We start from the raw sequence: 26,377 nt of genomic DNA, 5'->3' as shown, positions 1-26,377 counted from the left end.
TCAGCGCTTCCGGGTAGCGATGGCGTGGTCGATCAGCGCCAGCGCCTGTTCGCGCTCGGCACCCTCCACCACCAATCGCGGCCCGCGCACGCGCTCGCTGCCCAGGCCGGCGCGCTCCTGCATCAGCTTGATCAGCTGCACGAACTTGGGAACCGTATCCATGCGCAGCAGCGGCAGCGACCATTCGTACAGGTCGCGCGCGGCCGCGTAACCGCCTGTGCGCGCCTGCTCGAACAGCTGCACCGCCTCTTCCGGGAAGGCGTTGACGGTGCCGGCGATCCAGCCTTCGGCGCCCATCGCGATGCCTTCGACGATCAGGTCGTCGACGCCGACCAGCAGCACCAGGCGGTCGCCGATCAGCTCGCGGATCGCGGCCAGGCGGCGCACGTCGCCGGAGGATTCCTTGACCGCCTGTACGTGCGGGAATTCCGCCGCGAACTGCGCGATCTGCGCCGGGGTGAAGTCGGTGCGGTAGGCGATGGGGTTGTTGTAGAGCAGCGCCGGCAGGTCGGTGGCGGCGAGGATGGCGCGGATGTAGGCGCCCATCTCGTGCGCATCGCTGGAATACACGTACGGCGGCAGCACCATCACGCCGCCGGCGCCGGCGGCCTTGACCGCCTGCACCAGCGCCACGCCCTCGGCGGTGGACAGCGCGGCGATGCCCGCCACCACCGGCACGCGCCCTTCCACGGCCGCGACCAGGGTGCGCACGATGGCGATCTTCTCGTCGAAGGTGAGCGTGGCGCTCTCGCCCAGCGAGCCCAGCGGCACGATGCCACTGCAGCCGGCGGCGAGCATGCGTCTGGCGTGTTCGGCCAGGAAGACGTGGTCGACCTCGCCGCTGGCGGTGAAGGGCGTGGTGATGGCCGGCAGCACGCCGCGCCAGAAACCTGCATTGCTCATCTGTCTATACCTTGTTCGGGTTCGTCGGAAGGAACATCGGCCAGTGCGGCCAGCGCGACCGGAGTCAGCGGCGGCCGTACGGCGGTGGGGGAGAGGGACGGCGAGGCCAGCCGCAGTTCGCGCAGCGCGGCGCCGCAGACACGGCCCTGGCAGGCGCCCATGCCGCAGCGCGTGACCAGCCGCAGCTGGCGCGGGTCGACGTGCGCATGCACCGCGGACATCGGCACGTCCTCGCAGCGGCAGGCCAGGGTGTCGGGCATGGCCAGCGCGCGGGCGCGCGTGCCGGGTGCGAAATGCTCGTGCAGCAGGACGGCATAGGCGCGCTCGCGGTCGCGGCGGGTGCGCAGTGCTTCGCCACCGCGTTCGTCGCCGAGCGCGAAACAGGCCGCCATCGCACCCTCGACACGCGCACAGTCGCGTCCGCCGATACCGAGCGCCTCGCCGGCGGCATGGATGTCGGGATCGCTGCTGCGCAGGCGCGCATCGGCGCGCACCACCGGATGCACGGCGGCGGCATCCAGTTCGCAGCCCAGCAGGCGCGCCAGTTCGACGTTCGGCACCAGTCCCCAGCCAACCGCAAGCTGGTCGCATTCGATCCACTCGCGGCCGTTGCCGCGGTCCACTTCGACCGCGCGCAACACATCCTCGCCCTGTGTCGCCAGCACCACGCTGCCGGCATGCCACGGGATGCCGGCGAGACGGGCACGCAGTTCCACCGCCTGCGTCAGCCGCGCCGGCCAGCGCCACAGCCGGCGCGCGAAAGCGTGCAGCACATCCCTGCCCACCTGTTCGTGGATGCCGAGCACCCGCGCGCCATGACGGCGCAGCGTCGCCGCCGCCGCCAGCAGCAGCGGACCAGTGCCGGCCACGACCACGCGCTTGCCGGCCACCGGCCAGCCCTGTTTGGCCAGCGCCTGCAGGCCGCCGGCACCGGTCACGCCCGGCAGGGTCCAGCCGGGGAACGGCAGCATCAGTTCGCGCGCGCCGGTGGCGATCACCAGCTTGCGCCAGTGCAGCGCCACCGCGCCGTCGGCATGGTTGGCGACCACGGCGTGGTCGTCGGCCAGAACCACTTCATGACCGGCCAGCCATTCGATGCCGGCCGAGCCGAGACCCTCGATCTGCGCGCGCGCCGCCGCCGGCGCGCCGAACCGCAGGTCGTGCCGCCATACCTGGCCGCCGGCGCGCGGTTGCGCGTCCACCAGCCCGACCTTCGCCCCGCGCCGGGCCGCGGCATGCGCGGCGGCCAGGCCGGCCGGCCCCGCGCCCACCACCAGCAGGTCGAAACGCCGCTGCTTCATGACTGCGTCTCCACGCGCATGCCCGCGCGCGCCAGCACCATGCAGGCGCGCAGCTGCGCCACGCCGTCGATGCTGACCCGGCATTCGAAGCACACGCCCATGCCGCACAGCGGCGCCCGCGGCTGGCCGCTGGCCGAACGGCGGAAGACCGGTCCGCGGCGCGCGACCGCGGCGGCCACGCTCGCGCCATCGGGTACTTCCACCTGCACGCCATCGACGCTCAGCTCGATGTTGTTCATGCCTCACCCCGCATCACGCGTTCCGGCAGGTAGGGCGTCAGCGGCAGGGCCGGCGTGCGCCCGAGCAGGGCGTCGATCACCAGCCGCGCGCTGCCCGGCGCGGCGGTGATCCCCAGGCCCTCGTGACCGGCGGCCACCCATACGTCGCGGCGGCCCGGCACCGGGCCGAGATACGGCAGGCCATCGGCGGTGGCCGGGCGGAAGCCGCACCAGCTGCGCAGCGCGCGCACCTCGCGCAGCGCCGGCACGAAGGCGGTGGCCCGCTGCAGCATGCGCCGCAGCAAGGGCAACGAGATGTCCGTACCGGTAGCGTCGTATTCGCGCGAGGAACCGATCAGCAACTGGCCATTGGGCCGCGGCTGCACGTTGAACGACACGCTGGCCGCGTCCGCACCGTGTGCGGCGGCGGCGTAGCCCATTTCGATCAGCTGGTGGCGCAGCAGCGGCGGATGGCGCTCGGTGATCACCAGTTGTCCCTTGCGCGCGCGCATCGGCAGTTCCGGCAGCAGCTCCGGCAGGGCCACGCCCGTGGCCACCAGCACCGGTCCGTGCAGCACGCGGCCATCGGCCAGGCGCATGCCGCCATCGACCAGGCATTCGGCGCGCGTGCCGGCGAACAGCTGCGCGCCGGCGCCACGTGCCTCTTCGATCAGGCGCCAGGCCACGCGCGGCGGATACACCACCGCGTCGTCCGCCACGCGCATGCCGCCCTTCATGCCGGCGGCAAGCGCAGGCTCCAGCGCATACAGGCCGCTCGCATCGACCGCCTCGGCGCGCACGCCCATCGCCGCCAGCGCTTCGACGCGCGCACCGACGCCCTCCAGCTCCGCTTCCTCGCGCGCCACCCACAGCGTGCCGCAGCGCTGGTGCTCGCTCTCCGGCCACGATGCCCAGCGCTGCCACAGCCCCAGCGAGTACACGCACAGCGCCAGTTCGTGCGGGTCGCCATCCATCGCCACCAGGTGGCCCATCGCCGCGGCGCTGGCGCCACCGCCGATCGCGCCGCTTTCGACCACCGCCACGCGCAGGCCGGCGGCGACCGCGGCCTCGGCGCAGGCAGCGCCGACGATGCCGGCACCGATGACGATCAGGTCATGACGGCTGTGCCCGCTCACGATGCCTGGCTGCCGATGCCCCAGGCGAACGGATCGGCGTCGTCGATCAGCAGGGTCGCGCGGGCGGTGATCCAGGCCTGGCCCACGATCCGCGGCAGGATGCCGCGTTCGCCGTGGCGATACGAAGCCTCGAACGCGCTGCCGAGGATGCCCTGCTGCATCCAGTTCACGCCTTCGGCCAGTTTGCCGTCGGCGGCCAGGCAGGCCAGCTTGGCGCTGGTGCCGGTGCCGCAGGGCGAACGGTCGTAGGCCAGACCCGGGCACAGCACGAAGTTGCGCGCGATGCCGCTGCCGTCCGGTGCGCTCGCATTGACCTCGATATGGTCGATGGCACCGTCGGCACCCGCGATGCCGTCGCGCTCCAGCGCCAGGCGGATCGCCTCGGTATAGGCGGTCAGCTCGCGCTGGTTGGCCAGGGTCAGCGCGCAGGGCGCCTGCGCGGTGATGAAGAACCAGTTGCCACCCCAGGCCACGTCGCCATGCACCACGCCGTGGCCGGGCACGTCGACTGCGACATCGTGCAGGTGGCGCCAGCTTTCGACGTTGTCCACCGCCACGCGGCCATCGTCGAACAGTTCCACGCCCACCGTGCCCACCGGCGTCTCGATGCGGTGCCGGCCCGGCTGGATGCGGCCCAGTTCGGCCAGGGTGCGCACCACGCCGATGGTGCCATGGCCACACATGCCCAGGCAGCCGACATTGTTGAAGAAGATCACCCCGGTGCAGGCGGACCGGTCTTCGGCCGGCAGCAGCAGCGCGCCCACCATCGTGTCCGAGCCGCGCGGCTCGCAGGCCAGCGCCGCGCGCCAATGGTCGAAATCCCGCACCAGGCGATCGCGGCGCTGCTGCAGGCTGCCGCCGCCGAGGTCGGGAAAGCCGCCGAGCACGACCCGGGTGGGTTCGCCGGCGGTATGCGAATCGATGATGTCTATCCGGTGCATGCAGACATGCTCCCACCGCCGCCGCAGGGCCGAATAGCAGCGCTTTCGGCACCCTCATGCGGAATTCGGCACAACCCCGGAAACGCTGCGACACGGCCCCGGAGCATGCGCTAGCATCGGCCGCACGCCACGCCGACGACCGCCAACGCGAAGACGACGCCCATGGACGCACAGCATTCCTCAAGCGAAGTGCAGCATCTGTTCGATGCGCTGCCGGATACCGTGTTCTTCGTGAAGGACCGCGAGGGGCGCTACACGCACTGCAACCTCACCCTGGTGCAGCGGCTGGGCCGCAAGAAGCGCGGTGACGTCATCGGCCGCTCGCCGCTGGAAGTGTTTCCGCCGCCGCTGGGCAACCGCTACCTGCTGCAGGACCGGCAGGTGCTGGCCGGCGACCCCATCGCCGACCGCCTGGAAGTGCACCTGTATCCGAACCGCCGCCCCGGCTGGTGCCTGACCGTCAAGCGCCCGCTGTTCCGCGATGGCGAGATCAGCGGGCTGATGGGTGTCTCGCGCGACCTCGGCAAGCCCAACAGCCGCCACTCGGCCTTCGCCCAGCTCGACCGGGTGGTGGCGCACATGCAGGAACACTTCGAATCCAACCTGCGCGCGCCGCAGCTGGCGGAGCTGGCCGGCATGTCGCTGGCGCAGCTGGAGCGGCACTTCCGCCACGTGTTCCAGCTCACCCCGCAGCAGTACCTGATCAAGCTGCGCATCGAGATGGCCATGCGCCTGCTGCGCGAGGCCGGCAGCATCGCCGGCATCGGCCAGCGCTGCGGCTTCAGCGACCAGAGCGCGTTCGCGCGCCAGTTCAAGGCCACCGTCGGCATGACCCCCAGCGAGTACCGCAACCTGGAAGACGTGTTCGACGGCGGCGAGCCGGCCGACGCGGCCGAGCCGGTGCGCCGGCCCGGCTGAAGCGGGAAACCGGGGTTTCCGCTCAGGGCACGAACAGGTAGTAGTCGTGCGCGGCGCGTGCCAGCTGGGCGATGGCCGCATCGCGCGCTTCGGTCGAGGCGCGCGACTTGATGAACACCGCGGTCACGACATGGCCGCGCCCGTTCGGCAGTTCGATCACGCCGACGTCGTTGATCACGTCGCCGACCGTGCCGGTCTTGTGCGCCACCGGCGTGCCGCTGGGCAGCATGCCGCGCAGGCGCGCGTTGCCGGTGCGGGTATCGAGCATGATCTGCTGCAGCACGCGGGTCGATTCCGATGACAGGAGCTCGCCCTTCCAGGTGCGCTGCAGCAACTGCGCCATGGCGCGGGCGCTGCTGGTGTCGCGCGGGTCGGCGTTCCAGGCGTCCATGTTCGTGCGCCGCTGCGCCTCGCTGCGTTCGCTTCGGGACAGCTCGCCATAGGCGGCCGGCCCCAGCGGCTGCGCATGCGAGGCGCTGTTGCCGTAGTAGTTGGCCAGCAGTTCCCAGATGTAGCGGTCCACGCGCAGGCCGTCGACGCCGAGCGCGCGCATGCGCTGCTGCACCGCCTCGGGGCCGCCGCCGGTGCGGATCAGGATGTCGGTGGCGTTGTTGTCGCTGACCGTGATCATCATGTGCAGCAGGTCGCGGATGGTGATGGCCGAACCGGCGCTCAGATGGGTATCCATCGGGCCGCCCATGTCCGGGTAGATGTCGTCCGGCCCCAGCAGCACCTGCTGCTGCAGGCCCAGCTTGCCCTCGTCCACCAGCTTGAGGATGTGCACCGCCACCGGCACCTTCATGGTGCTGGCCATCGGCAACGGCCGGTCGGCGTTGACGTAGACCGCGCGGCCGCTTTCCAGGTGCACCAGCGCCGCACCGACGTCGCCCGGCAGCTGCGCCGCCAAACGCTCGGCCTCGGCCTGCAATGCGGCCGCCTGCGCTTGCGCCGGCCGCGCGTGAGCCAGCAGCGGCGTGGCGCACAGGCTGCCCAGCAGCACGGCCGAGGCCAGCACGGAGGCCCGCAGGCGGGGAGGCAGGGAACGACGGACGGCAACGGTCATGGAAGATCCTCTTGCAACGGAACGGATGCGAAGGTGCGAGCGGCATGGTAACGGCATGGCCGTTCCGCGCGACAACCCCGGAAACGACGAAGGCCGCCCGGCGCCGGGCGGCCTCCGCGTACTTCCTGTCAGGCCGCGGTCAGTGCTCGGCGGCCCTGCTTGCGCCGATGCCGGTCTCGGCACGTACCTGCTGCGCCGGGTAGGCCGCACGCTCGGCCTTGGCGCGTGCGCTGTTGTCCAGCACCGAGAACAGCCAGATGCCGACAAAGGCGATGGTCACCGAGAACAGCGCCGGGCTGGTGTACGGGAACGGCGCGCTGCCGGCCGGGTTGCCCAGCGTGTCCACCCATACCGACGGCGACAGCAGGGTCAGCACCAGCGACGAGGCCAGGCCGAGGAAGCCGCCGATCACCGCGCCGCGGGTGGTGCAGTTCTTCCACAGCAGCGACAGGATCAGCACCGGGAAGTTGGCCGAGGCGGCGATGGCGAAGGCCAGCGACACCATGAAGGCCACGTTCTGCTTCTCGAAGGCGATACCCAGCAGCACCGCGATCACGCCCAGCACCACGGTGGTGATGCGCGAGACGCGCAGCTCCGAACCCGCCGGCGGATTGCCCTTCTTGATCATCGTCGCGTACAGGTCGTGCGACACCGCCGAGGCGCCGGACAGGGTCAGGCCGGCGACCACCGCCAGGATGGTGGCGAAGGCGACCGCCGAGATGAAGCCCATGAACAGGTTGCCGCCCACCGCCTTGCCGACCAGCACTGCGGCCATGTTCGGCCCGCCCTGGATGGTGCCGGTGACCGGGTCCGCGTACTCGGGGTTGGTCAGCACCAGGGCGATGGCGCCGAAGCCGATGATGAAGATCAGGATGTAGAAGTAGCCGATCCAGGTGGTGGCCCAGAACACCGACTTGCGCGCCTGTTTGGCGTCGGGAACGGTGAAGAAGCGCATCAGGATGTGCGGCAGGCCAGCGGTGCCGAACATCAGCGCCATGCCGAAGGAGATCGCCGAGATCGGGTCCTTGACGAAGCCGCCCGGCCCCATGATCGACAGGCCCGCGCTGGCCGCCTCCTCCGCGTTCTTTCCGCCGTTGGCGGCGATCTGGGTCTTGACCCGGACCGCTTCGGAGAACAGCGCCTCGAAGCTGAAGTTGAAATGCCACATCACCATCAGCGCCATGAAGGTCACGCCGCACAGCAGCAGGCAGGCCTTGATGATCTGCACCCAGGTGGTGGCGGTCATGCCGCCGAACAGCACGTAGACCATCATCAGCACGCCGACCAGCACCACCGCGATCCAGTAGTCCAGGCCGAACAGCAGCTTGATCAGCGCACCGGCGCCGACCATCTGCGCGATCAGGTAGAACAGCACCACCACCAGCGTGCCGGAGGCGGCGAACAGGCGGATAGGCTTCTGCGCGAAGCGGTAGCCAGCCACGTCGGCGAAGGTGAAACGGCCGAGGTTGCGCAGGCGTTCGGCCATCAGGAAGGTCAGGATCGGCCAGCCGACCAGGAAGCCGATGGCGTAGATCAGGCCGTCGTAGCCGTTGGCCATCACCGCCGCGGTGATGCCCAGGAACGAGGCCGCCGACATGTAGTCGCCGGCGATCGCCAGGCCGTTCTGGAAGCCGGTAATGCCGCCGCCGGCGGTGTAGAAGTCCGATGCCGAGCGGGTGCGCGCGGCCGCCCATTTGGTGATGCCCAGGGTAGCGAGCACGAATGCGGCGAACATGATGATCGCCGTCCAGTTGGTGGGCTGGCGCACGGTCTGGCCGATGTCGCCGCCGGCCGCCAGGGCCGCGCCGCTGGCGGCCAGCAGGGCGATGAACGCGCCGGAGCGCAGGAACGGACGGGTCATTGCGCGTCCTCCACGATCTGCTGGGTCAGCTGGTCGAATTCCTTGTTGGCGCGACGCACGTAGAAGCCGGTGATCAGGATGGTGAACACCATCAGCCCCAGCGCGATCGGGATGCCGATGGTGGTGATGCGGCCCTCGCCCAGCGGGGTGGCGAGGAACGCCTTGTCGAAAGCGATCAGGCCGATGTAGCCGTAATAGGCCAGCAGCATCAGGACGGTCAGGATCCAGCCCAGCCGGTTGCGCGACTGTCGCAGCCGCTGGTACGCCGGGTGGGAAGCGATCCGCTCAACACGGGGATCGATGGAAGCATTCATCGGGATTCTCCAGATTTCGGGAATACGGACGCGGGCGCGCGGTGCACGCCGGTGCGGGCATGAGTGCTCCCCGTGGGGGCAGGGAGATGGTGCGTACTGCCTTTGCCGCGATGGCACCGGCGCCGTCGCGACGCCGATGCCGGATGCTCAGAAGCTGTACTTGGTGGTGAACTGCACGCGGCTGATGTCGCCCTTGCGGCCGTCCTCGATCTCGCGCACGCCGTACATCAGCTCGGCGCCGATATCGACCTTGGGCATCGGCGTGTAGAACACGTTGCCGCGGATCGACTGCACGCTCTTTGTCACCAGCGGACCGGTGATCGAGGCGTCGTTGTCGTAATCGCTGCGCGCGTAGATCAGGTTGGTGCGCAGCTTCGGGGTGAAGGCATGGCGCCAGCCGACGTAGCCGGCGATCACGCCGGTCGGGTCGAGCTCGTCGCGCACCGCGTCCCAGGCGCTGTCGCCGGTGATGCCCAGGCCGATGTAGCGGGCGATGCCCTGGCCGCCGGTGAGCTGGTAGTGCAGCGCATCGCTGTCGCCCATCACCCACTTGCCGCCCAGGGTCAGCCCGCCGCCGGTGGCGGTGGCGTGCGCGCCGGTGGACTGGTTGTCCACCTTCAGCTGGCGCAGCAGGCCGGCCACGCCGAAGGTGCCCCAGTCTCCCTTCCAGCCGTAGCGCACGGTCAGGTCGGGCAGCGCGCCGCGGTCGGAGCTGGTGGCGCCGACCAGGGTGGTTTCCGGATTCTCCAGCGAGGCGCTGAAGCCGCCTTTCGTGTAGCGCACCTGCGCCTGGCGCACGAAGATCACGCCGTCGGTCGGGCCGACGAAGTCCACCGCCTCGGGAATGGAGGCCGCGTCCATGAAGTTGGACCAGGTCTGGCCGGCCAGCCAGTTGTTCCAGTACATGTAGGCGTGGCGCAGGGTGACGCCATAGGTGTTGGTGGCGGTCTGGTTGCCCAGCGCGTTGCCGAAGAAGTCCATCTCCACCATCGCGCCGGCCTTGTCGCCGTTCTCGGCCACGTGGTCCACGCCCAGGTTGAAGCGCGAGAACTTGGCGTGGGCGTTGTAGTCCACGCTCGAGGCCTTGCCCGAGCCGCCGGCACCGTGCACCGGGGTCTGTCCCGGCAGGTACAGCGCGCGGCCGGTGGCGTCGTCGGCGAGCTGGCCATCGCCGGTGCGGGTGGCGAGGAAGTCGGCCTTGATGAAGCCGCCGAACTTGAAGGTGGTGCCCGGCGCGGCGCCCGGGGTGATGCTGGTCACCTGGATCGGCTGCTTGCCGGCCGGCACCGCCGGCGCGGCCGGCGCGGCGGCTGCCGCTGCCTGCACGGCGCGCACCTGCTGCACCTCGCCCTGCGCCTGCGCGATGGCGCCCTGCTGTTGCTGCTGGGTGGACAGCAGCAGCTGCACCTGCCGCTCCAGTTCGGCGACGCGCGCTTCCAGCGCCTTCTCCTTCGCGGTGCCGGCAAAGGCCATGCCCGGCGCCAGCAGCGCCACGAACAGCGCGGCGGCAAGAGGCCGGCGCACCATCGCTCCCGTCGCGGGGAACGGATTGCCCGCTCGTTTCAACACGTGTCTGTTCATCAGGTCTGCCTCTCTCCGGCTGGCGTTGACGGCCGCGTCGGTCGCACGGTCAGCGGCAGGGTGCGCGGCCTTCGCCGCGGGCGGCTATTCGCCATTAGTCGAAAGCGGCGGGGTATTCGACCATCGTCTAACACCGGGGGCAGCGCGCGACTGGGGCGATGCGGCACACTTGGGAAGTCCCGGCCGCGTCGCAGGATGCGGCTCCTCCATTGGTTACAAATGCAAAGGTGAGGGTGTTGCCATGGCTGATCTCTATCCCGTCGATCCCGCGTTCGCCGCCAGGGCGCGGATCGACAAGACCACGTACCAGCAGCTGTACCGCGAATCGGTGGAGAACCCCGACGCGTTCTGGGGCAAGGCCGCCGAGCGCCTGGACTGGTACGTCAAGCCGACCCGGGTAAAGAACGTCAGCTACCAGCTGGACGACTTCCGCATCAAGTGGTTCGAGGACGGCGAGCTCAACGTCAGCGTGAACTGCCTGGACCGCCAGCTGGCCACCCGCGGCGACAAGACCGCGCTGCTGTTCGAGCCGGACAGCCCCGACGCCCCCGCGCAGAAGGTCACCTACCGCGAACTGCACGAGCGCGTGTGCAAGCTCGGCAACGCGCTGCGCAACCTCGGCGTAAAGAAGGGCGACCGCGTCACCATCTACCTGCCGATGATCGTCGACGCCGCGGTGGCGATGCTGGCCTGCGCGCGCATCGGCGCGATCCACTCGGTGGTGTTCGGCGGCTTCGCCGCCAACTCCATCGCCGACCGCGTCGGCGACTGCGGCAGCAAGCTGATCATCACCGCCGACGAGGGCCTGCGCGGTGGCAAGAAGGTGCCGCTGAAGGCCAACGTCGACGCCGCGCTCAAGCTGCCCGGCACCAACACCGTGGAAACCGTGCTGGTGGTACGCCATACCGGCTCGCCGGTGGACATGCAGGCCCCGCGCGACCGCTGGTTCCACGACGTGGTCGATTCGCAGCCGGCGCAGTGCGAGCCGGAGCGCATGAACGCCGAGGATCCGCTGTTCATCCTCTATACCTCCGGTTCCACCGGCAAACCCAAGGGCGTGCTGCACACCAGCGCCGGCTACCTGCTGTTCTCGGCCTACACGCATGAAGCGGTGTTCGACCTGCGCGAGGACGACGTCTACTGGTGCACCGCCGACGTGGGCTGGGTCACCGGCCACAGCTACATCGTCTATGGCCCGCTGGCCAACGGTGCCACTTCGGTGATGTTCGAGGGCGTGCCGAATTACCCGAACGTCTCGCGCTTCTGGGAGGTGATCGACAAGCACCAGGTCACGATCTTCTACACCGCGCCCACCGCGATCCGCGCACTGATGCGCGAGGGCGAGGAGCCGGTCAAGCGCACCTCGCGCAGGAGCCTGCGCCTGCTCGGCAGCGTCGGCGAACCGATCAACCCCGAAGCCTGGCGCTGGTACCACGACGTGGTCGGCGATGCGCGCTGCCCGGTCGTGGACACCTGGTGGCAGACCGAGACCGGCGGCATCCTGATATCGCCGCTGCCCGGCGCCATCGACCTCAAGCCCGGCTCGGCCACGCTGCCGTTCTTCGGCGTGCAGCCGGCGCTGGTCAGCGCCGAAGGCGAGATCCTCCAGGGCGCGGCCGAAGGCAACCTGGTGATGTGCGACTCGTGGCCGGGGCAGATGCGCACCGTCTACGGCGACCACCAGCGCTTCATCGACACCTATTTCCGCACCTATCCGGGCTACTACTTCAGCGGCGACGGCTGCCGCCGCGACGAGGACGGCTATTACTGGATCACCGGCCGCGTCGACGACGTGATCAACGTCTCCGGCCACCGCATCGGCACGGCGGAAGTGGAGAGCGCGCTGGTGCTGCATCCGAAGGTGGCCGAGGCCGCGGTCGTCGGCTTCCCGCATGACATCAAGGGCCAGGGCATCTACGCCTACGTCACCCTCGTGGCCGAGGAACAGCCCAGCGACGAACTGCAGAAGGAACTGATCGCCTGGGTGCGCAAGGTCATCGGCCCCACCGCCACCCCCGACCACCTGCAGTGGGCGCCGGGCCTGCCCAAGACCCGCTCGGGCAAGATCATGCGCCGCATCCTGCGCAAGATCGCCGAGAACGCGCCGGACCAGCTCGGCGACACCTCGACCCTGGCCGATCCGTCGGTGGTGGCCTCGCTGGTGGAAGAACGCAAGGTGCGGTGACGCCGGGAACGAGTGGAGAGGAACGAGAGAATGCGGCATGACCGCGCTCGTTTGCCTCTCCACTCGGGCTCCAGCCCGGCCTTGCTTCCACTCGTTCCCCTCCACTGGTTTCCTTGCCCCATGCCTACCCTCCTGATCGCCGACGACCACCCGCTGTTCCGCGAAGCGCTGCGCGGGGCGGTGCAGCGGGTGATTCCCGGCGTGCAGCTGCTGGAGGCCGACAGCGTCGAGGCGCTGTACGCGCTGGCCGAGCAGCATCCCGACGCCGACCTGGTGCTGATGGACCTGAACATGCCCGGCGCGCAGGGCTTCAACGCGCTGGTGCACCTGCGCTCGCTGCATCCGCAGCTGCCCATCGTGGTGGTGTCCGCGCGCGAGGAGCCGACGGTGATGCGGCGCGCGCTCGACCATGGCGCGTTCGGCTTCATTCCCAAGTCGGCCGATTCGGACACCATCGGCCACGCGCTGGGCACCATCCTCGATGGCGAGCGCTGGGCGCCGGCCGAGGCCCACAACGTGCCGCCCACCGACCACGAGGAACGCGAGGTCGGCCAGCGCCTGCGCGAGCTGACCCCGCAGCAGTTCCGCGTGCTGCAGATGCTCGGCGCCGGCCGCCTCAACAAGCAGATCGCCTACGACCTGAACGTATCCGAGGCCACCATCAAGGCGCATGTCACCGCGATCCTGCGCAAGCTCGGCGTCACCAACCGCACCCAGGCGGTGCTGATGGCCGGCAAGCTGGCCATCGACGACGACAGCATCGTGCTGCCGCCGGAAGAGGACTGAGCCGCGCCGGTCCGCCCCATGCGGAGCGCCGGAGCGCCGCTCCGCAAGCGGGAACGGGATTCAGGCCGCGTGCGATTGCCGCGGCGTGTCGTTGCCGCCCAGCACGAACGTCTCCGCCGTCGCCGCCAGTTCCTGCGCCTGTTCGCGCATCGCCATCGCCGCCTGCGAGGACGCATGGGCGACATTGCCGCTCTGTCGCGTTCCCTCGCCGATACGCCGCAGCAGCCGCTCGACGTCGTCCACCGCGCTGACCTGGCGCGCCGAGGCCGCGTCGATGCGCGCCATCGCCGTCACCACCTGCTGCACGCGCCCGCCGATGTCCTGCATCGCCTCGCCGCTGCTGTCGACCAGGCGCGCACCGGCCTCGACCTGCTGCAGCGAGGCGTCCACCAGCGCGCGGATCTGCTGCGAGGCCTCGGCCGAACGCTGCGCCAGCTGGCGCACCTCGCCGGCGACCACCGCGAAACCGCGGCCATGGCTGCCGGCGCGCGCCGCTTCCACCGCCGCGTTGAGCGCCAGCAGGTTGGTCTGGAACGACAGGCTGTCCACCGTGGCGACGATCTCGCGGATATGGCGCGAGGACGCGCGCAGCCGCTCCATGCCGGTCACCGCGGCCGTGGTGGCCTCGCGCCCGCGCTCGGCGGCGACACTGGCGGCCTCGGAGATTTCCGCGCTCTCGCGCGCACTGCCGGCGTTTTCGCGGGCCTCGCCGGCCACCGAACGGACGCGCTCCAATGCGTCGTGCACATCGTCCACCTGCTGCTGGACCTGGCCGGACAGGTCGCGGGTACCGCTGGCCATGTCGTCCACCGCCGCCTGCACGCTGCCGGCCGACTGCTGGATTCTGGACACGATGGCGCCGACCTGGCGCATCGCCACCTCCAGCCCCTGCCGCAGCCGCGCGTAGATGCCGTTGCCGTCGCCGCGCATGCGCGCGCTCAGGTCGCCGCGGGCGAAGTGGCCGATGACGCGGGTGGCGTCGCCGACCTGCGACTGCACGCTGTCCAGCAGCGCGTTGATGCGCCCGGCCAGCTCGCGCACGAAGCCCTGCTTGTCGGCCAGTTCGATGCGCCCTTCCAGGTCGCCCGCGGCGGCAGCGGCCACCACCGCGGCTACCTCATGTGCAATCACCCGTTCCAGGCGGCGGTCCTGCCATTCCATCACCAGGCCAAGCACCCGCTCCTGCTCCAGCACCGGGCTGGCGCGCAGCAGGAAACCGGTATTGCCCAGTTCCACTTCGGCATCGACCGTATGGCCACGCTCGGCCTCGGCCAGCACCGCGGCCACGTCGGCGCCGAGCGCGGCCGCGTCCACGCCGGTGCCTATCGGCGTCCCGACGCCAGCCTGCGCGAAGGTCTGCAGCAGGGCGTCGTTGGCGTAGACCACGCGGCCTTCGGCATCGGTCACCAGCACCGCGGCGCGGGCCACGTCCAATGCCTGGCGCACGCGCTGGTTGGCCAGCGCGGCAACGCGCTCGGCGGCGATGCGCTCGCGCAGGCTGGCCTGCATCTGCATCAGCGCGGTGGCGAGGCGGCCAATCTCGTCGTCGCGGTTGCGTACCACCAGGGTGCCGTCGAGATGGTCGTCGGCGATGGCGCGGGCGAACGCGGCGGCATCGGCCAGCGGCCGGTCGATGGCGCGCAGCAGCAGCACCAGCAGCGTGACCAGCAACAGGCCGACGAGGAGCACGGTGGCGGCGAAGGTCGCGTTCATCCAGGTCCGTGCGGACGCCTGCCCGGCGCGCTGTTCCTGCAACGCGCTGCGCTGGTCACGCTGCAGTTGCTGGATCACCGGATCCACCTGCGCGGCATGGTCGTCCAGCGCCTGGGTCTCGCTGTCCACGCCGAAGCGCGCCGCTGCATAGGACAGGAACGCGCCCTGGTAGCGCTGCATCGCTTCGCGCACCTGCGCGCGCACGCTCTCGGGCATGCGCGCGCGCTGCAGCAGCAGTTCGAACGGCATCGCCTGCGCACTCAACTCATCGGCGTATTTCTGTTCGCGGCGCAGGATGAAGTCCTTCTCGTGGCGGCGCATGCTCAGCATCGACACCTGCAGCTCCGGCTCGCGGTAGTCGCCGATCAGGTTCTCCACCGTGTGCACCGCTTCGCGCAGCTCGCCCTGCATGCCGCTGTCGGCATCATGGCCAAGCTCGCCGATGCGCTCGTCCAGCAACTGCGCCGATTCGAGGTAGGAGCGCAGCGTTGCCGTCAGCTCCGCCGGCCAGGGGGCGGCGCCCGGCGCCGGCGCCAGCGCCAATGCCTCGTCCAGCTGCCCGCGCGCCTTGCCGAAGGCCTGCCCGGCGGCGGTCGAGAACGACATGGCATACTCGGCCTGCGCGCGCCGCGTCTCGGCGAAAGCGCGGGCCAGGTTCTCCAGCCGCGCCGCTTCCTGCTGGTAGCGTTGCAGGCGCTGGTCGGCGGCACGCATGCCGGCGCTGAGCCAGGCATAGGCCGAGCCGATGACGACCAGGCCGACGATCAGGGCCAACAGGCTCAGCCGCAGCTTCTGGGCGATTCCAAGCGGGAACTTCATTGCATGACTCCGGGCGTGGGGACGCCTCTGGATCGGCCGGACCTGCCGGTTCTTTAGCGCTTTCCGCGCATGGGCATGCGCCGGCTGCCGGTGCGGCGCACATGAAGCCAGCCGGCGATGACAGGGGCATGTCAGCGCGGCGCCTGCGTGCCTACGGCGCCGTGCTAGAATCCGCGCTCCCTTGGGGAGTAGCCTGCTTCCAGCATCTGGAAGCGCACGCGTCAACACACTCGACCATTGCGTCGTGGCGCGTGCGACCGGTTCCACGGTTGGCGAGACCAACGGCATGCCGCGCAACGTCAGGTTGGGCGCGCCGTATGCCGTCCGTCTCCGCCCGACCAGGAAAACCCGATGTCCCCTCTCTCCATCCTTCTCGTCGGCTTCGCCATGTCCACCGACGCCTTCGCCGCCGCGATCGGCAAGGGCGCGGCGATGCGCCGTCCGCGCCTGCCCGACGCACTGCGCGCCGGCCTGATCTTCGGCGCGATCGAGGCCATCACCCCGCTGCTGGGCTGGCTGCTGGGCCGCGCCACGTCGCAGTACGTGGAAGCCTTCGACCACTGGATCGCCTTCGTGCTGCTCGGCGCGCTGGGCGTGCACATGATCGTGGCCGGCCTGCGCCCGGATACGGACGAGGAAACCCAGGACGCCGACGACAACCGCCACCACCGTTTCTGGACGCTGGCCGCCACCGGACTGGCCACCAGCATCGACGCGGCGGCGGTCGGCGTGAGCCTGGCCTTCCTGGACGTGCACATCGGCGTGGTCGCGCTGGTCATCGGCCTGTGCACCCTGGTCATGGTCACCCTGGGCATCATGCTCGGCCGCGTGCTCGGCGCCCTGGTCGGCAAGCGCGCGGAGATCGTCGGCGGCGTGATCCTGATCGTCATCGGCGCCAGCATCCTGTACGAACACCTGCACGGCGCGGCGTGAGGCCCCCTGTAGGAGCGCACTTCAGTGCGCGACGAGGCTCTACCGGGAAAGCCCCCGTCGCGCACTGAAGTGCGCTCCTACATGCGCCGTTCCTGCAAGGCATTGGCCCATCGGCACGGGCAATCACCCCCCGCATCTACGGAACGCGACGTGGACGGCAATCGCCGGCGCAACCGGCTTCCCGCAGGCTCTTATCGCCAGGCGGTGAGGAAGGCGCGCAGCGAGGCCGGTTTCACCGGCTTGGTCAACACCCGGTAGCCGCGCTCGCGCGCCAGCCGCTTCAGTTCGTCGCGGCCATCGGCGGTGAGCAGCGCGCCGGGCAGCGGGCGGCCCGCTGCCTCGCGCAGCGCGACCAGCGCATCGAGGCCGTCCATGCGGTCGTGCAGGTGGTAGTCCACCAGCATCACGTCCGGTCGTTCGGCGATCTTCTCCAGCGCCATGTCCACCGTGCTGGCAGCGATCACCCGCACCTTCCAGCGGCCGAGCAGCGCGCGCATGCCGTCGAGGATTTCCTGGTCGTTGTCCACGCACAGCACGCGCAGGCCGGCCAGCGCCTCGTCGCCGCCGAACGCCGGCGTGGCGCGCGGCGGCGGCGCCACCGCCGGTGTCGGTACGCGCGGCAGGGTGATGGAGAACATGCTGCCGCGGCCGGGCTGGCTGCGCGCGTCCAGGCCGTGGCCGAGCAGGCGCGAGATGCGCTGGCAGATCGACAGGCCCAGGCCCAGGCCCTGCTCGCCCCAGTCGAACGGCTGCTGGTAGCGGTGGAATTCCTTGAAGATCTGCTGCATGTGGTGTTCGGGGATGCCGGGGCCGGTATCCCATACCTGCAGTTCGACCTGCCCGCCGCGCACGCGCAGCGCCAGCACGATGCGCCCGCTGCGGGTGTAGCGCAGCGCGTTGGCCATGAAGTTCTGCAGCACGCGGCGCAGCAGGCGGCGATCGCTGCGCACCCACGCCTGGCGCGCGAACACATGCAGGCGCAGGCCGCGCCCGGCCGCCACCGGCGTGTACTGCGCGGCCAGTTCGCGTACCAGTAGCGCGGCGTCGAAGTCGGTGACGGTCGGGCGCAGGCCGCCGGCGTCCAGCCGCGACACGTCGAGCAGGCCGTCGAGCAGTTCCTCGGCAGCGCGCAGCGAGGCGTCCACGCGCTCGGCCAGGTGCCGCTGTTCGTCGCCTTCCTGCAGGCCATCGCGCAGCGCCGAGGCGAACAGGCGCGCGGCGTTGAGCGGCTGCAGCACGTCGTGGCTGATCGCGGCCAGGAAGCGGGTCTTGGACTGCTGCGCCGCCTCGGCCGCCTGCGAGCGCTCGGCCACGCGCTGCTCCAGGGTCTCGTTGGCTTCCAGCAGCGCCTGCTCGGCGCGCTTGAAGTCGGTGATGTCGTTGTAGCTGGTGACATAACCGCCGCCTGGCAGCGCCTGGCCGCGCAGCTCGATCACCTTGCCGTCGGCGCCGGTGCGCTCGAACACGTGCGGCGTGCCCGCGCGCATGTGGCCGATGCGGCGGTTGATCTGCACCTCGATGTCGCCCTCGCCCAGTTCGCCGCGCTCGGCGTTGTAGCGGATCAGGTCGGCGACCGGGCGGCCGACGTAGAGCATGCCGTCGGGATAACCGAACATCTGCTGGTAGCGGCGGTTCCACGCGGTCAGGCGCATGTCCGGATCGACCACGCTGACCCCGGCACTGATGTTTTCCAGCGTGGTGGAGAGGATCTCGCGGTTGAAGCGCAGCTCCTGCCCCGCTTCGTCCAGCACCGCCACCACTTCGCCCAGGTCCATGCCCGAGCCGCGCAGCAGGCTGGTCAGCAGCAGGCGTGCCGACGCGGCGCCGATCGAGGCGGCCAGCAGGCGCTCGGTGAACTGCACCCAGGCGCGGTCGGCGGCGGCGGCGGGCTGCAGTTCGCGCTGCAGCGCCTGCGCCTGCTCGGCGAACGCGCGCCGCGCGCGCAGGTCGCCGACCACACGCGTGGCCAGCGCCAGCAGGTCGCGCACCTTGACGTGCGCCGGCCAGTCGCCTGCCACCGCCGGGCGCCGCGCATACGGCTCCAGGAACGGTGCCACGCGCAGCCGCTCGGCCACGCCCGGGCGCCAGCGCATCGACACCAGCAGCATGGTCGCGGCGTTGAGCAGCAGCGACCAAAACGTGCCATGGGTGAGCGGATCCCAGCCGCGCAGGCCGAACAGCTGTTCGGGCCGCAGCCAGCCGATGCCGAACGGCCCGTGCTCGACCAGCGCCACGTCCAGCCAGCCGCCATGGCTGAGCGCCGGCAGCAGCAGCGTGTATATCCACACGCCGAAGCCCACCGCCATGCCGGCGCCGACACCGCGGCGGCTGGCGCCGCGCCAGTACAGGCCGCCGATCAGCCCGGGCGCGAACTGCGCCACCGCGGCGAAGGCCATCAGCCCGTAGGTGGCGAGCATGGTGTCGTTGTTGCTGCCGCGGTAGTAGCCATAGGCCACCAGCGCCAGCAGCAGGATCGCAAGGCGGCGGATCCACAGCACGCGCGAGGCGACATCGGCCGCTTCGCGGTGGTCGCCACTGCGGCGCAGCAGCAGGGGCATGACCAGGTCGTTGCTGATCATCGTCGCCAGCGCGATCGAGGACACGATCACCATGCCGGTCGCGGCGGAGAAACCGCCGACGTAGGCGACCAGCGCCAGCGCGGTATTGCCGCCGCTCATCGGCAGCGCCAGCACCAGCGCGTCGTCGGCCACGCGGCCGCTGCCGAGCAGCGCGTTGCCGGCCACCGCGATGGGCACGATCATCAGCGAGATCAGCACCAGGTAGCCGCCGAACAGCCAGCGCGCGCGGCGCACGTCGCCGACATCGCCGCATTCAACCACCGCCACGTGGAACTGGCGCGGCAGGCAGATCAACGCCAGGAAGCTGAGCAGGGTCTGCGAGACGAAGCCCACCGGCGGCGTGCCCTCGAACAGCGTGCGCGCCGACGCCACCACCGCGGTGCCGCGGTCGGACAGCCATACATAGGCGAACACACCCACCGCCACCATCGCCAGCAGCTTGATCATCGATTCCAGCGCGATGGCCAGCATCATGCCGTGGTGGTGCTCGGTGGCATCCACCTGGCGGGTGCCGAACAGGGTGGCGAACAGCGCCATCAGCAGCGCCACGTACAGCGCCGGATCGGTCAGCACGCCACCGCCGCCGCTGTCGCCGGTGAGCACCTGCAGGCTCATCGCCACCGCCTTGTACTGCAGCGCCAGGTACGGCACCACGCCGATCAGCGCGATCAGTGCCACCAGCGCGGCCAGTCGCCGCGAGCGACCGTAGCGGGAGGAAATGAAGTCGGCGATGGAGACGACGTTCTCGCTGCGCGCGATCAGCGCCAGCCGTTCGATGATGCGCCAACCGAACAACAGCAGCAGCAGCGGCCCCAGGTAGATCGGCAGGTAGCCGATGCCGTAGCGCACCGCGGTGCCGACCGCGCCGTAGAACGTCCACGACGAGCAGTACACCGCCAGCGCCAGGCTATAGACCACCGGCCGCAGCCAGGGCCGGTCCGGATACATCGGCCGATGGTCGCCCCACCACGCCACGCCGAACAGCAGCGCGGCATAGCCGAGCGAGACCAGCAGCAGGATCCAGCTTGAGACCAAGGACGAGTTTCCGGACGGACCGTGCCGCAGTGTAGCCGCTGCCGTCGCGACGGCAGCGCGTGTGGATCAGTACGGTATCGTCACGCCGACTTCCGGCTGGCGCGGCGCTTCGGGCAACGGCCGCGCCGGCAGCCACAGGTGGAAGCAGGTGCCGGCGCCGGGGGCGCTGTCCACGACGATCCGGCCGTCGGCGGCCTTGATCAGATTGGCCGCCACCGCCAGGCCCAGGCCGGTGCCCTGACCGCTGGGCTTGGTGGTGAAGAACGGCTCCAGGCAGCGCTGACGTACTTCTTCACTCATGCCGTGGCCGCTGTCGCTCACCTCCACGCGCAGTTCGTTGCCCGGCTCCAGGCAGGACAGCGCGAGGCGGAAGGTACCGCCGTCGGGCATGGCCTGCTGCGCATTGGCCGCCAGGCTCAGCAGCACCAGTTCCAGCTGCGCCGGATCGAAGTGGATCTGGCAGCGCACACCGCCGGTATCCAGCACGAACGCCACGCGCGCGTCGAACAGCTGGCGCAGCATCGGCTCCATCGCCGCGATGGCCCGCGCCGCATCCAGCAGCTGCGGCCGCGCCACGTCCTGGCGGCTGAAGTCCAGCAGGCGGCGGGTGACCGCGCCCGCACGCCGCGCCGCCGATTCCACGCCCTGCAGGGCCGCCTTCAGCTCGACCGGATCGTCGCTGCGACGGCCCTTGCCGGCATAGCCCATGATCAGCGCCAGCAGATGGTTGAAGTCGTGCGCGACGCCGCTGGCCAGGCGGCCGACGTTCTCGATCTTCAGTGCGTGCACCAGCTGCTCGCGCGAGCGTTCCTTCTCGTGCATCTCCAGCTGCAGTTCGTCGCGTTTGCGCGCCAGGTCGGTGCCGCGCCGCTGCGCGATGCGCAGGTTGTCGCGCAGCGAGGACAGCGACTGGTCCAGCACGAAAGCCGCCATCGTCGTGCCGAACGCGGCCAGTGCCAGGTCGCGCAGCGCCAGTTCCACGCGCACGGGCAGGTAGAAGCCGGCCGCCGCATCCAGCCACGCCCCCAGCGCCAGCAACCCGCCCAGCCAGCCCGTCGCCAGCCACAGCGCGCGTCGGCCCAGCAGCGCGCCAGCCAGCAGCACCGGCAACAGCTGCAGCAGCTGCCCCTGCATCTGCGCGCGCAGGCCCCAGTAGCCGTAGGCCACCGAGGTCAGCACCAGGTTGAGCAGCACGAACACCACGACGGACAGGTACAACTGCCGCCGGCGCAGCAGTTCCAGCGACGCCAGGCAGGTCAGCATGCCGCACACGGTCAGCGCCTGTCCCAACAGGCCGGCGGAGGGCGGACTCCACAGCAGGGTCAGCAGCTGGTAGCCGGCCACTGCCAGCAGCAGGCGCAGCAGCATCGCCACGGCGCGTGCCTCGGTGGCATCGACCACGGGCGGCATCCACCGGCGGACGGCGGCAGGCGCGCCCTGCAGCGGCTCGGCCGCATCCTCGGGCCGGGAAGGTCGGGAAGACATCGGGCTGGATCCCCCGCGCGGCGGGTTGCCGCGCGATACATGGAAGGTCGCCGCTATATTACGGACCATCCGTTGTCGAGGCGCCCACGCGGTAGTGTGGACCCGGGCATTCCCCGCCGCTGGAAAGACATGCACCTGTTCCACATTCCCCGATGCCTGCCCCTGTGCCTGCTGCTGGTACTGGGCATGGCAGGTCCCGCGCAGGCAACCGAGGGCGATGTACGCCTGATGGAAGAAGTGGCGCGCTGCCTGCCACTGGTCTACGACGCGCCCCGCGATGCCCTCATTCTGGCCGATCGCCTGCTGGCCCTGCCGGCGCTGCCGCTGGCGGTGAAGATAGACGCGGTCAGCTGCCGCACCGTCGCCCTGCACCAGCTCGGCCGCAACGAGGAAAGCAGGCAGGCGATCACGCAGCTGCTGGCGCTGCTGCGGACACCCGGGCTGCCGCTCGCCGAGTACGCGCCGGTGCAGCGGCGAACCGCCTTCCTGCTGCTGCGCAATGGGCGGACCGACGAGGGCATGCAGATCCTCGAATCCCTGCAGGAACGCGACATCGCCGAGGGCGATATCGGCGGCCAGATCTTCGCGCTGGGCCATATCGCGCTGGTCCATGCCGAACAGCTGGACGACCCGGAAGGGGCGCTGCACTACCAGCGGCAGGCGCTGGCCCTGGCCCGCCACCTGCCACGCCCGCCGCGGCCACAGGACGTGACGCTCAACTACAACCATGGCTACACCCTGCTGCAGGTCGAGCGCTACGCCGAAGCCAGCGAGGCATTCGACCGCGCCGAGGACATCGCCAGGCGCCTGTCCGGCCAGGAAGTACTGCTGCACCGCATCCGCAGCGACCGCGCCGAAATACTGCGCGCCCGCGGTCATCTGGAAGCCGCCAAGGCCGAGCTCCTTGCCGTGCTGCAGTGGCAGGAACGCAACAACCCGTTGAGCCGGGTCACTACCCTGCAGCATCTGGCGCGCATCGCCCTGCAGCAGGGCGCGCCGGAACAGGCACGGGGCCTGGCCGAGCAGGCGCTGGCGGTAGCCGAGGCCGGCAGGTTCCCGTCGGGCCAGCGCGACAGGCTGGAACTGCTGGCCGAGATCAGCCTGGCCCTGGGCGATAAGGAGAAAGCGCAGGACTACCAGCGCCAGGCACGCCAGTCCGGACAGTCGAGGATGTCGACGGAGAGCCTCGCCCGTCTCGCCCGGATGCAGGCCAGGGCCGCGCAGGCGCTGGCGCCTGAGCGCGTCAACGCGTTGCAGGAAGCCAACCGTGACCGCCTGCTGCGCGACATCGCGCTCGCCACCGCGGGGCTGCTGCTGGTGGGCGTGGCCGGTCTGTACCTGCGCACGCGCCGGCACCAGCGGCTCCTGGCCGGTGGCAGGCCGATCCACGAGCGCCCGGACGACTGATGCGTGCCGCCGGTATCGCGTACAACGCCGCCGGCGCGGTGCGTCGTACGGCATGAAGGGAGTGCGGCTATATTACCGGCCATCCGTTGCCGGACGTTCCCGCGCCGCCGCCGCCTCCCGGACGGACTCTCCTTCGCCAGGAAACACCTGAGGCCATGCCTTTTCCGCTTCGTGTCGTTCGATTCCGCTGCCTGCTGCCCTGTGCGGCGCTGGCAACCGTCCTGGCCGGTCCCGCCCACGCCCAGGCTGCCGATGCCGACGCACGCCTGATGGACCAGGTGATGCGCTGCCATACGACGGTGCACGGCGATCCGCGCGACGCCCTGGCGATGGCCGGAAAACTGCTGGCCATGCCGGCACTGCCGTCGGTGGTCGAGATCGGTGCGGAAGGTTGCCGCGGCTTCGCCCGGCAGCTGCTGGGCCAGGGCGATGGCAGCCTGGAATCGGCGGCGAGGCTGCAGGAGCTGCTGAAGACGCCGGGACTGCCGGCGATCGAGCGCAACCGCGCACTGCAGATGGCCGCGACCCTCCTGCAACGGAACGGCCACACCCAGGAAGGCCTGCAACTGCTCGAATCGATGCTCGAACGCGGCATCGCCGAAGGCGACGTGGGCAGCCAGATCACCGCGTTGACCGGCATCGCCCTGATCCGCGCCGAGCAGATGGACGACCCCGAAGGCGCGCTGCACTACCAGCAGCAGGCGATCACGCTGTCCGACCACCTGCGCCGGCCGCCGCTGCCGCAGGACGTGATGCTCCATTACAACTACGGTTACACGCTGCTGCAGCTGAAGCGCTATGACGAAGCGGAACGGGCCTTCGCCCGCACCGAATCCATCGCCAACCGCCTGTCCAACCAGGACGTGATGCTGTATCGCATCCGCGGCCACCGCGCCGAGGTGCAGCACGCTACCGGCCGGCTGGACGCGGCCAAGGCGCAGTTCCTCGAGATCCTGCCCTGGCAGGAGCACAACGATCCGCTGGGGCAGATCGTCACCCTGCAGCGGCTGGCACGGATCAACCTGGAGCAGCAGCAGCCCGAAGAGGCGCGCCGCCTCGGCGAGCTTGCCCTGGCGGTGGCCGAGCCCGGCCGGTTCCCGGAAGGCATCCGCGACAGCCTCGACCTGCTGGCGGAGATCAGCATGGCGCTGGGCGATCCCACGCAGGCGCGCGATTACCTGCGCCAGGCCCGGCAGATCGACCAGGCGCGGATGAAGGGCGACAGCCTCAACCGCCTGGCCAGGCTGCAGGCCAGGGCCGAACAGGCGCTGGAGCCGATCCGCTTCAACGCCACCCAGGAGGCCAGCCGCGACCGCCTGCTGCGCAACGCCGCGCTGGCCGCGGCGGCGATCCTGCTGCTGGGCGGCGGCGCTCTGTACCTGCGCATGCGCCGCCAGCAGCTGCGCCTGCGCGAACTCGGCACCACCGACGCGCTCACCGGGCTGCCGAACCGGCGCGAGGCCGAACGCCTGCTCGATGCGGCCATGTCAGTGTCCGCCCGCGAGGAGCGCCACGCGGTGCTGCTGCTGGAAATCGACGGCTTCAAGGCGCTCAACGACCAGCACGGCCACGCCGCGGGCGACGTGCTGCTGCGCGCGGTGGCCGGGGAACTGGTGCGCAACAGCGACCAGCACGACCATGTCGCGCGCTGGGGCGGCGCCACCTTCGTAGTGATCCGCGCCAATACCTCGCAGGCCGCCGCGTTCGCGCTGGCCGGGCACCTGTGCCGCTGCATCGAGCGGCTGCAGGTGGATGTCGCGCCGGGCCAGTGCCTCACGCCCAGCCTCTCGGCAGGCGTGGCGCCGCATCCGTTGTTTCCGGGTACCCCCGCGCGCCATGCCGATACCCTGCGCGTGACCAGCCGCGCCCTGCAGGTGGCACGGCGCAGCGGCCTGGGCACCTGGGCCGGGCTGTGGGGTCTGGCCGAAGGCCGCAACGTGGATGTCTACAGCGTCCTGCGCGATCCGGAGCATGCGCTGGCACAGGGCTGGGTCGTGATCGGCGGCGGCCGCCCGATGTCCTGGGCGCCTCCGCGCGATGGCGCCGCGCCACCGCCATCGCGCGAGGGAAACCGGGGTCAGAGTCGGGTTTCGCACCTGCCTTGAACCTCAAGCCCGCCGACGTTGCGGAAGGAAACCCGGCTCCGACCCCGGTTTCCCTCCACGCGGCGATGTTTACTTCGCCAGTTCGAAGCGCACTTCGACACGGCGGTTCGGCAGCAGGCATTCCAGCAGCGCCGCGCGCGGCTTGACGCCGTCGCACTGCTGCACCTGCTGGGTATCGCCGCGGTATTCGTAGCGGATCCTGTCCGGGTCGATGCCGCGACCGATCAGCAGCTCGCGCACGGTCTGCGCACGGCGCTGCGACAGGCCCTGGTTGTAGTCGAAGCCCCTGCCCTGCATGCGGTCGGCGTGGCCGACCAGGGTGACCTCGGCCAGTTCGCGCTTCTCGCCGGCGATGGTGGCCAGCGCGCGGTCGATGCTCTCCAGCGAGTAGGTGCGGATGTCCTTGCGGCCATCGCGGTCGAACTCGAACAGCACGTTGGCGATCAGCGGGCCAGGGGTGGGCGCCGGGGCGGCATCGGACGCCACGCCGCACTGGCGCGCCAGCGCCTCGGCATCGTTGACCAGGTCCTCGGCGATCTGGATGTAGGGCTTGGAGTGGCGCCACTGCTGCTGGTTGAACTCGTTGCCGGCGTGGACCAGCTCGACCTCGCCGCAGGCCACGGCCTGCTGCGCGCAGCTGAAGCCCGGCGTGCCGTGGATCGCCTTCAGGCGCTGCCACAGGTCGTCGCGCAGGTACTTGGCGTTGTTGACCAGCGCGGTGTCGGTGGGAATCGGCGAAACGCCGTTCTCCATATCCACGATCAGCTTCTCAGACTCGGTCAGCGCTTCCTGCGGGAACGCGCTGCGGTCGTTGCGGGTGTATTCGTGGAAGGACACGTCCAGCCAGCACTGCGCCTTGGACAGGTGGTAGTCGCGCACCGGGCGGCCGGCGTCGTTGAGCGCCTGGATGCGGCCCTGCGTGGCTTCGTAGCCCTGCAGGTCGGCATGGATGGCTTCGTCGGTGATGCGCTTTTCCTGCGGGTTGAGCCGGGTCTGCTGGGCGCCGGCGGTGCCGGCCACGGCGGACAGGAGGGCGGCGGACAGCAGCGCGCGGGACAGGGTGGAACGGGTATGCGGAGATTTCATCGGGTCGT

General features: G+C 70.4%; 19 protein-coding genes and 1 riboswitch. Of the genes, 6 read left to right on the top strand and 13 right to left on the bottom strand.

Annotated elements, in window-relative coordinates; all coding sequences use genetic code 11:
• From AC1DGW_RS11790 to AC1DGW_RS11770, 5 genes are read right to left on the bottom strand one after another with little or no spacing between them, the layout of a single operon-like run.
• Complete coding sequence (locus AC1DGW_RS11790; RefSeq protein ID WP_478023076.1) at positions 1-903, bottom strand: dihydrodipicolinate synthase family protein; 903 nt, start codon at positions 901-903, stop codon at positions 1-3.
• Positions 900-2,204 (bottom strand): FAD-dependent oxidoreductase, encoded by a 1,305-nt coding sequence (locus AC1DGW_RS11785; RefSeq protein WP_478023074.1) that lies wholly within the window; start codon positions 2,202-2,204, stop codon positions 900-902. The genes AC1DGW_RS11790 and AC1DGW_RS11785 overlap by 4 nt, the downstream gene beginning before the upstream one ends.
• Positions 2,201-2,443 (bottom strand): (2Fe-2S)-binding protein, encoded by a 243-nt coding sequence (locus AC1DGW_RS11780; RefSeq protein ID WP_478023071.1) that lies wholly within the window; start codon positions 2,441-2,443, stop codon positions 2,201-2,203. The genes AC1DGW_RS11785 and AC1DGW_RS11780 overlap by 4 nt, the downstream gene beginning before the upstream one ends.
• Complete coding sequence (locus tag AC1DGW_RS11775) at positions 2,440-3,561, bottom strand: NAD(P)/FAD-dependent oxidoreductase (RefSeq protein ID WP_478023112.1); 1,122 nt, start codon at positions 3,559-3,561, stop codon at positions 2,440-2,442. The genes AC1DGW_RS11780 and AC1DGW_RS11775 overlap by 4 nt, the downstream gene beginning before the upstream one ends.
• Complete coding sequence (locus tag AC1DGW_RS11770; protein ID WP_478023069.1) at positions 3,555-4,499, bottom strand: proline racemase family protein; 945 nt, start codon at positions 4,497-4,499, stop codon at positions 3,555-3,557. The genes AC1DGW_RS11775 and AC1DGW_RS11770 overlap by 7 nt, the downstream gene beginning before the upstream one ends.
• A 162-nt stretch (positions 4,500-4,661) precedes the next feature.
• Between AC1DGW_RS11770 and AC1DGW_RS11765 the strand changes: the two genes are divergently transcribed.
• A complete protein-coding gene (locus AC1DGW_RS11765) occupies positions 4,662-5,417 on the top strand; it encodes a PAS domain-containing protein (RefSeq protein ID WP_478023067.1) in 756 nt (251 codons plus the stop codon).
• Positions 5,418-5,439: 22 nt separating this feature from the next.
• On the opposite strand, the gene bla is transcribed toward AC1DGW_RS11765, so the two are convergent.
• The 4 genes from bla to AC1DGW_RS11745 all read right to left on the bottom strand — a co-directional run bounded on the left by bla (position 5,440) and on the right by AC1DGW_RS11745 (position 10,236).
• The gene (bla, locus tag AC1DGW_RS11760; protein ID WP_478023065.1) at positions 5,440-6,480 is read right to left on the bottom strand and encodes a class A beta-lactamase; all 1,041 of its coding nucleotides are present in this window, start codon (positions 6,478-6,480) and stop codon (positions 5,440-5,442) included.
• Between the two features lie 139 nt (positions 6,481-6,619).
• Positions 6,620-8,341, bottom strand: coding sequence for a cation acetate symporter (locus tag AC1DGW_RS11755; RefSeq protein ID WP_478023062.1), 1,722 nt, complete (start codon positions 8,339-8,341; stop codon positions 6,620-6,622).
• Complete coding sequence (locus AC1DGW_RS11750; RefSeq protein ID WP_478023060.1) at positions 8,338-8,655, bottom strand: DUF485 domain-containing protein; 318 nt, start codon at positions 8,653-8,655, stop codon at positions 8,338-8,340. The genes AC1DGW_RS11755 and AC1DGW_RS11750 overlap by 4 nt, the downstream gene beginning before the upstream one ends.
• Positions 8,656-8,802: 147 nt before the next feature.
• Positions 8,803-10,236 (bottom strand): DcaP family trimeric outer membrane transporter, encoded by a 1,434-nt coding sequence (locus AC1DGW_RS11745; RefSeq protein WP_478023058.1) that lies wholly within the window; start codon positions 10,234-10,236, stop codon positions 8,803-8,805.
• Positions 10,237-10,477: 241 nt separating this feature from the next.
• On the opposite strand from AC1DGW_RS11745, the gene acs reads away from it, so the two are divergent.
• Together acs and AC1DGW_RS11735 are read left to right on the top strand one after the other, a co-directional pair.
• Positions 10,478-12,421 carry an acetate--CoA ligase gene (acs, locus tag AC1DGW_RS11740; protein WP_478023056.1) on the top strand — a complete coding sequence of 648 codons (1,944 nt, stop codon included), beginning with the start codon at positions 10,478-10,480 and terminating at the stop codon, positions 12,419-12,421.
• Positions 12,422-12,541: 120 nt separating this feature from the next.
• A complete protein-coding gene (locus AC1DGW_RS11735; protein ID WP_054668422.1) occupies positions 12,542-13,207 on the top strand; it encodes a response regulator transcription factor in 666 nt (221 codons plus the stop codon).
• A gap of 60 nt (positions 13,208-13,267) precedes the next feature.
• Here the strand turns inward: AC1DGW_RS11735 and AC1DGW_RS11730 are convergent, their stop codons facing one another.
• Positions 13,268-15,739, bottom strand: a complete 2,472-nt coding sequence (locus AC1DGW_RS11730; RefSeq protein WP_478023053.1) for a methyl-accepting chemotaxis protein — start codon at positions 15,737-15,739, stop codon at positions 13,268-13,270.
• A 176-nt stretch (positions 15,740-15,915) separates the two neighbouring features.
• Positions 15,916-16,081, top strand: a riboswitch (yybP-ykoY riboswitch).
• Between the two features lie 9 nt (positions 16,082-16,090).
• Here AC1DGW_RS11730 and mntP point away from each other — a divergent pair.
• The gene (gene mntP / locus AC1DGW_RS11725) at positions 16,091-16,672 is read left to right on the top strand and encodes a manganese efflux pump MntP (RefSeq protein ID WP_478023051.1); all 582 of its coding nucleotides are present in this window, start codon (positions 16,091-16,093) and stop codon (positions 16,670-16,672) included.
• A 191-nt stretch (positions 16,673-16,863) separates the two neighbouring features.
• Here mntP and AC1DGW_RS11720 read toward each other — a convergent pair whose 3' ends face one another.
• A complete protein-coding gene (locus AC1DGW_RS11720) occupies positions 16,864-20,286 on the bottom strand; it encodes a NahK/ErcS family hybrid sensor histidine kinase/response regulator (protein ID WP_478023049.1) in 3,423 nt (1,140 codons plus the stop codon).
• A 66-nt stretch (positions 20,287-20,352) separates the two neighbouring features.
• Positions 20,353-21,771, bottom strand: coding sequence for a sensor histidine kinase (locus tag AC1DGW_RS11715; RefSeq protein ID WP_478023047.1), 1,419 nt, complete (start codon positions 21,769-21,771; stop codon positions 20,353-20,355).
• A 129-nt stretch (positions 21,772-21,900) separates the two neighbouring features.
• On the opposite strand from AC1DGW_RS11715, the gene AC1DGW_RS11710 reads away from it, so the two are divergent.
• Both AC1DGW_RS11710 and AC1DGW_RS11705 read left to right on the top strand, forming a co-directional pair.
• Complete coding sequence (locus AC1DGW_RS11710) at positions 21,901-23,178, top strand: hypothetical protein (protein WP_478023045.1); 1,278 nt, start codon at positions 21,901-21,903, stop codon at positions 23,176-23,178.
• A gap of 155 nt (positions 23,179-23,333) precedes the next feature.
• Entirely contained in the window at positions 23,334-25,283 is a 1,950-nt protein-coding gene (locus tag AC1DGW_RS11705) for a GGDEF domain-containing protein (protein ID WP_478023043.1), read from the top strand.
• 69 nt (positions 25,284-25,352) lie between these two features.
• Here the strand turns inward: AC1DGW_RS11705 and AC1DGW_RS11700 are convergent, their stop codons facing one another.
• Positions 25,353-26,369, bottom strand: a complete 1,017-nt coding sequence (locus AC1DGW_RS11700; protein WP_478023041.1) for an OmpA family protein — start codon at positions 26,367-26,369, stop codon at positions 25,353-25,355.
• Between the last annotated feature and the right edge of the window lie 8 nt (positions 26,370-26,377).

Source organism: Stenotrophomonas sp. 05N423 (assembly GCF_056397145.1).
Note: the sequence above shows the minus strand (reverse complement) of the source record. Positions and strands in the feature narration are given on the sequence as shown.

Coding starts and splice junctions, on each gene's coding strand:
- AC1DGW_RS11730 (WP_478023053.1), bottom strand. CDS start 15,739: ATGAAGTTCCCGCTTGGAATCGCCCAGAAGCTGCGGCTGAGCCTGTTG.
- AC1DGW_RS11750 (WP_478023060.1), bottom strand. CDS start 8,655: ATGAATGCTTCCATCGATCCCCGTGTTGAGCGGATCGCTTCCCACCCG.
- bla (WP_478023065.1), bottom strand. CDS start 6,480: ATGACCGTTGCCGTCCGTCGTTCCCTGCCTCCCCGCCTGCGGGCCTCC.
- AC1DGW_RS11715 (WP_478023047.1), bottom strand. CDS start 21,771: ATGTCTTCCCGACCTTCCCGGCCCGAGGATGCGGCCGAGCCGCTGCAG.
- AC1DGW_RS11785 (WP_478023074.1), bottom strand. CDS start 2,204: ATGAAGCAGCGGCGTTTCGACCTGCTGGTGGTGGGCGCGGGGCCGGCC.
- AC1DGW_RS11745 (WP_478023058.1), bottom strand. CDS start 10,236: ATGAACAGACACGTGTTGAAACGAGCGGGCAATCCGTTCCCCGCGACG.
- AC1DGW_RS11755 (WP_478023062.1), bottom strand. CDS start 8,341: ATGACCCGTCCGTTCCTGCGCTCCGGCGCGTTCATCGCCCTGCTGGCC.
- AC1DGW_RS11710 (WP_478023045.1), top strand. CDS start 21,901: ATGCACCTGTTCCACATTCCCCGATGCCTGCCCCTGTGCCTGCTGCTG.
- AC1DGW_RS11765 (WP_478023067.1), top strand. CDS start 4,662: ATGGACGCACAGCATTCCTCAAGCGAAGTGCAGCATCTGTTCGATGCG.
- AC1DGW_RS11770 (WP_478023069.1), bottom strand. CDS start 4,499: ATGCACCGGATAGACATCATCGATTCGCATACCGCCGGCGAACCCACC.
- AC1DGW_RS11705 (WP_478023043.1), top strand. CDS start 23,334: ATGCCTTTTCCGCTTCGTGTCGTTCGATTCCGCTGCCTGCTGCCCTGT.
- mntP (WP_478023051.1), top strand. CDS start 16,091: ATGTCCCCTCTCTCCATCCTTCTCGTCGGCTTCGCCATGTCCACCGAC.
- AC1DGW_RS11735 (WP_054668422.1), top strand. CDS start 12,542: ATGCCTACCCTCCTGATCGCCGACGACCACCCGCTGTTCCGCGAAGCG.
- acs (WP_478023056.1), top strand. CDS start 10,478: ATGGCTGATCTCTATCCCGTCGATCCCGCGTTCGCCGCCAGGGCGCGG.
- AC1DGW_RS11780 (WP_478023071.1), bottom strand. CDS start 2,443: ATGAACAACATCGAGCTGAGCGTCGATGGCGTGCAGGTGGAAGTACCC.
- AC1DGW_RS11790 (WP_478023076.1), bottom strand. CDS start 903: ATGAGCAATGCAGGTTTCTGGCGCGGCGTGCTGCCGGCCATCACCACG.
- AC1DGW_RS11700 (WP_478023041.1), bottom strand. CDS start 26,369: ATGAAATCTCCGCATACCCGTTCCACCCTGTCCCGCGCGCTGCTGTCC.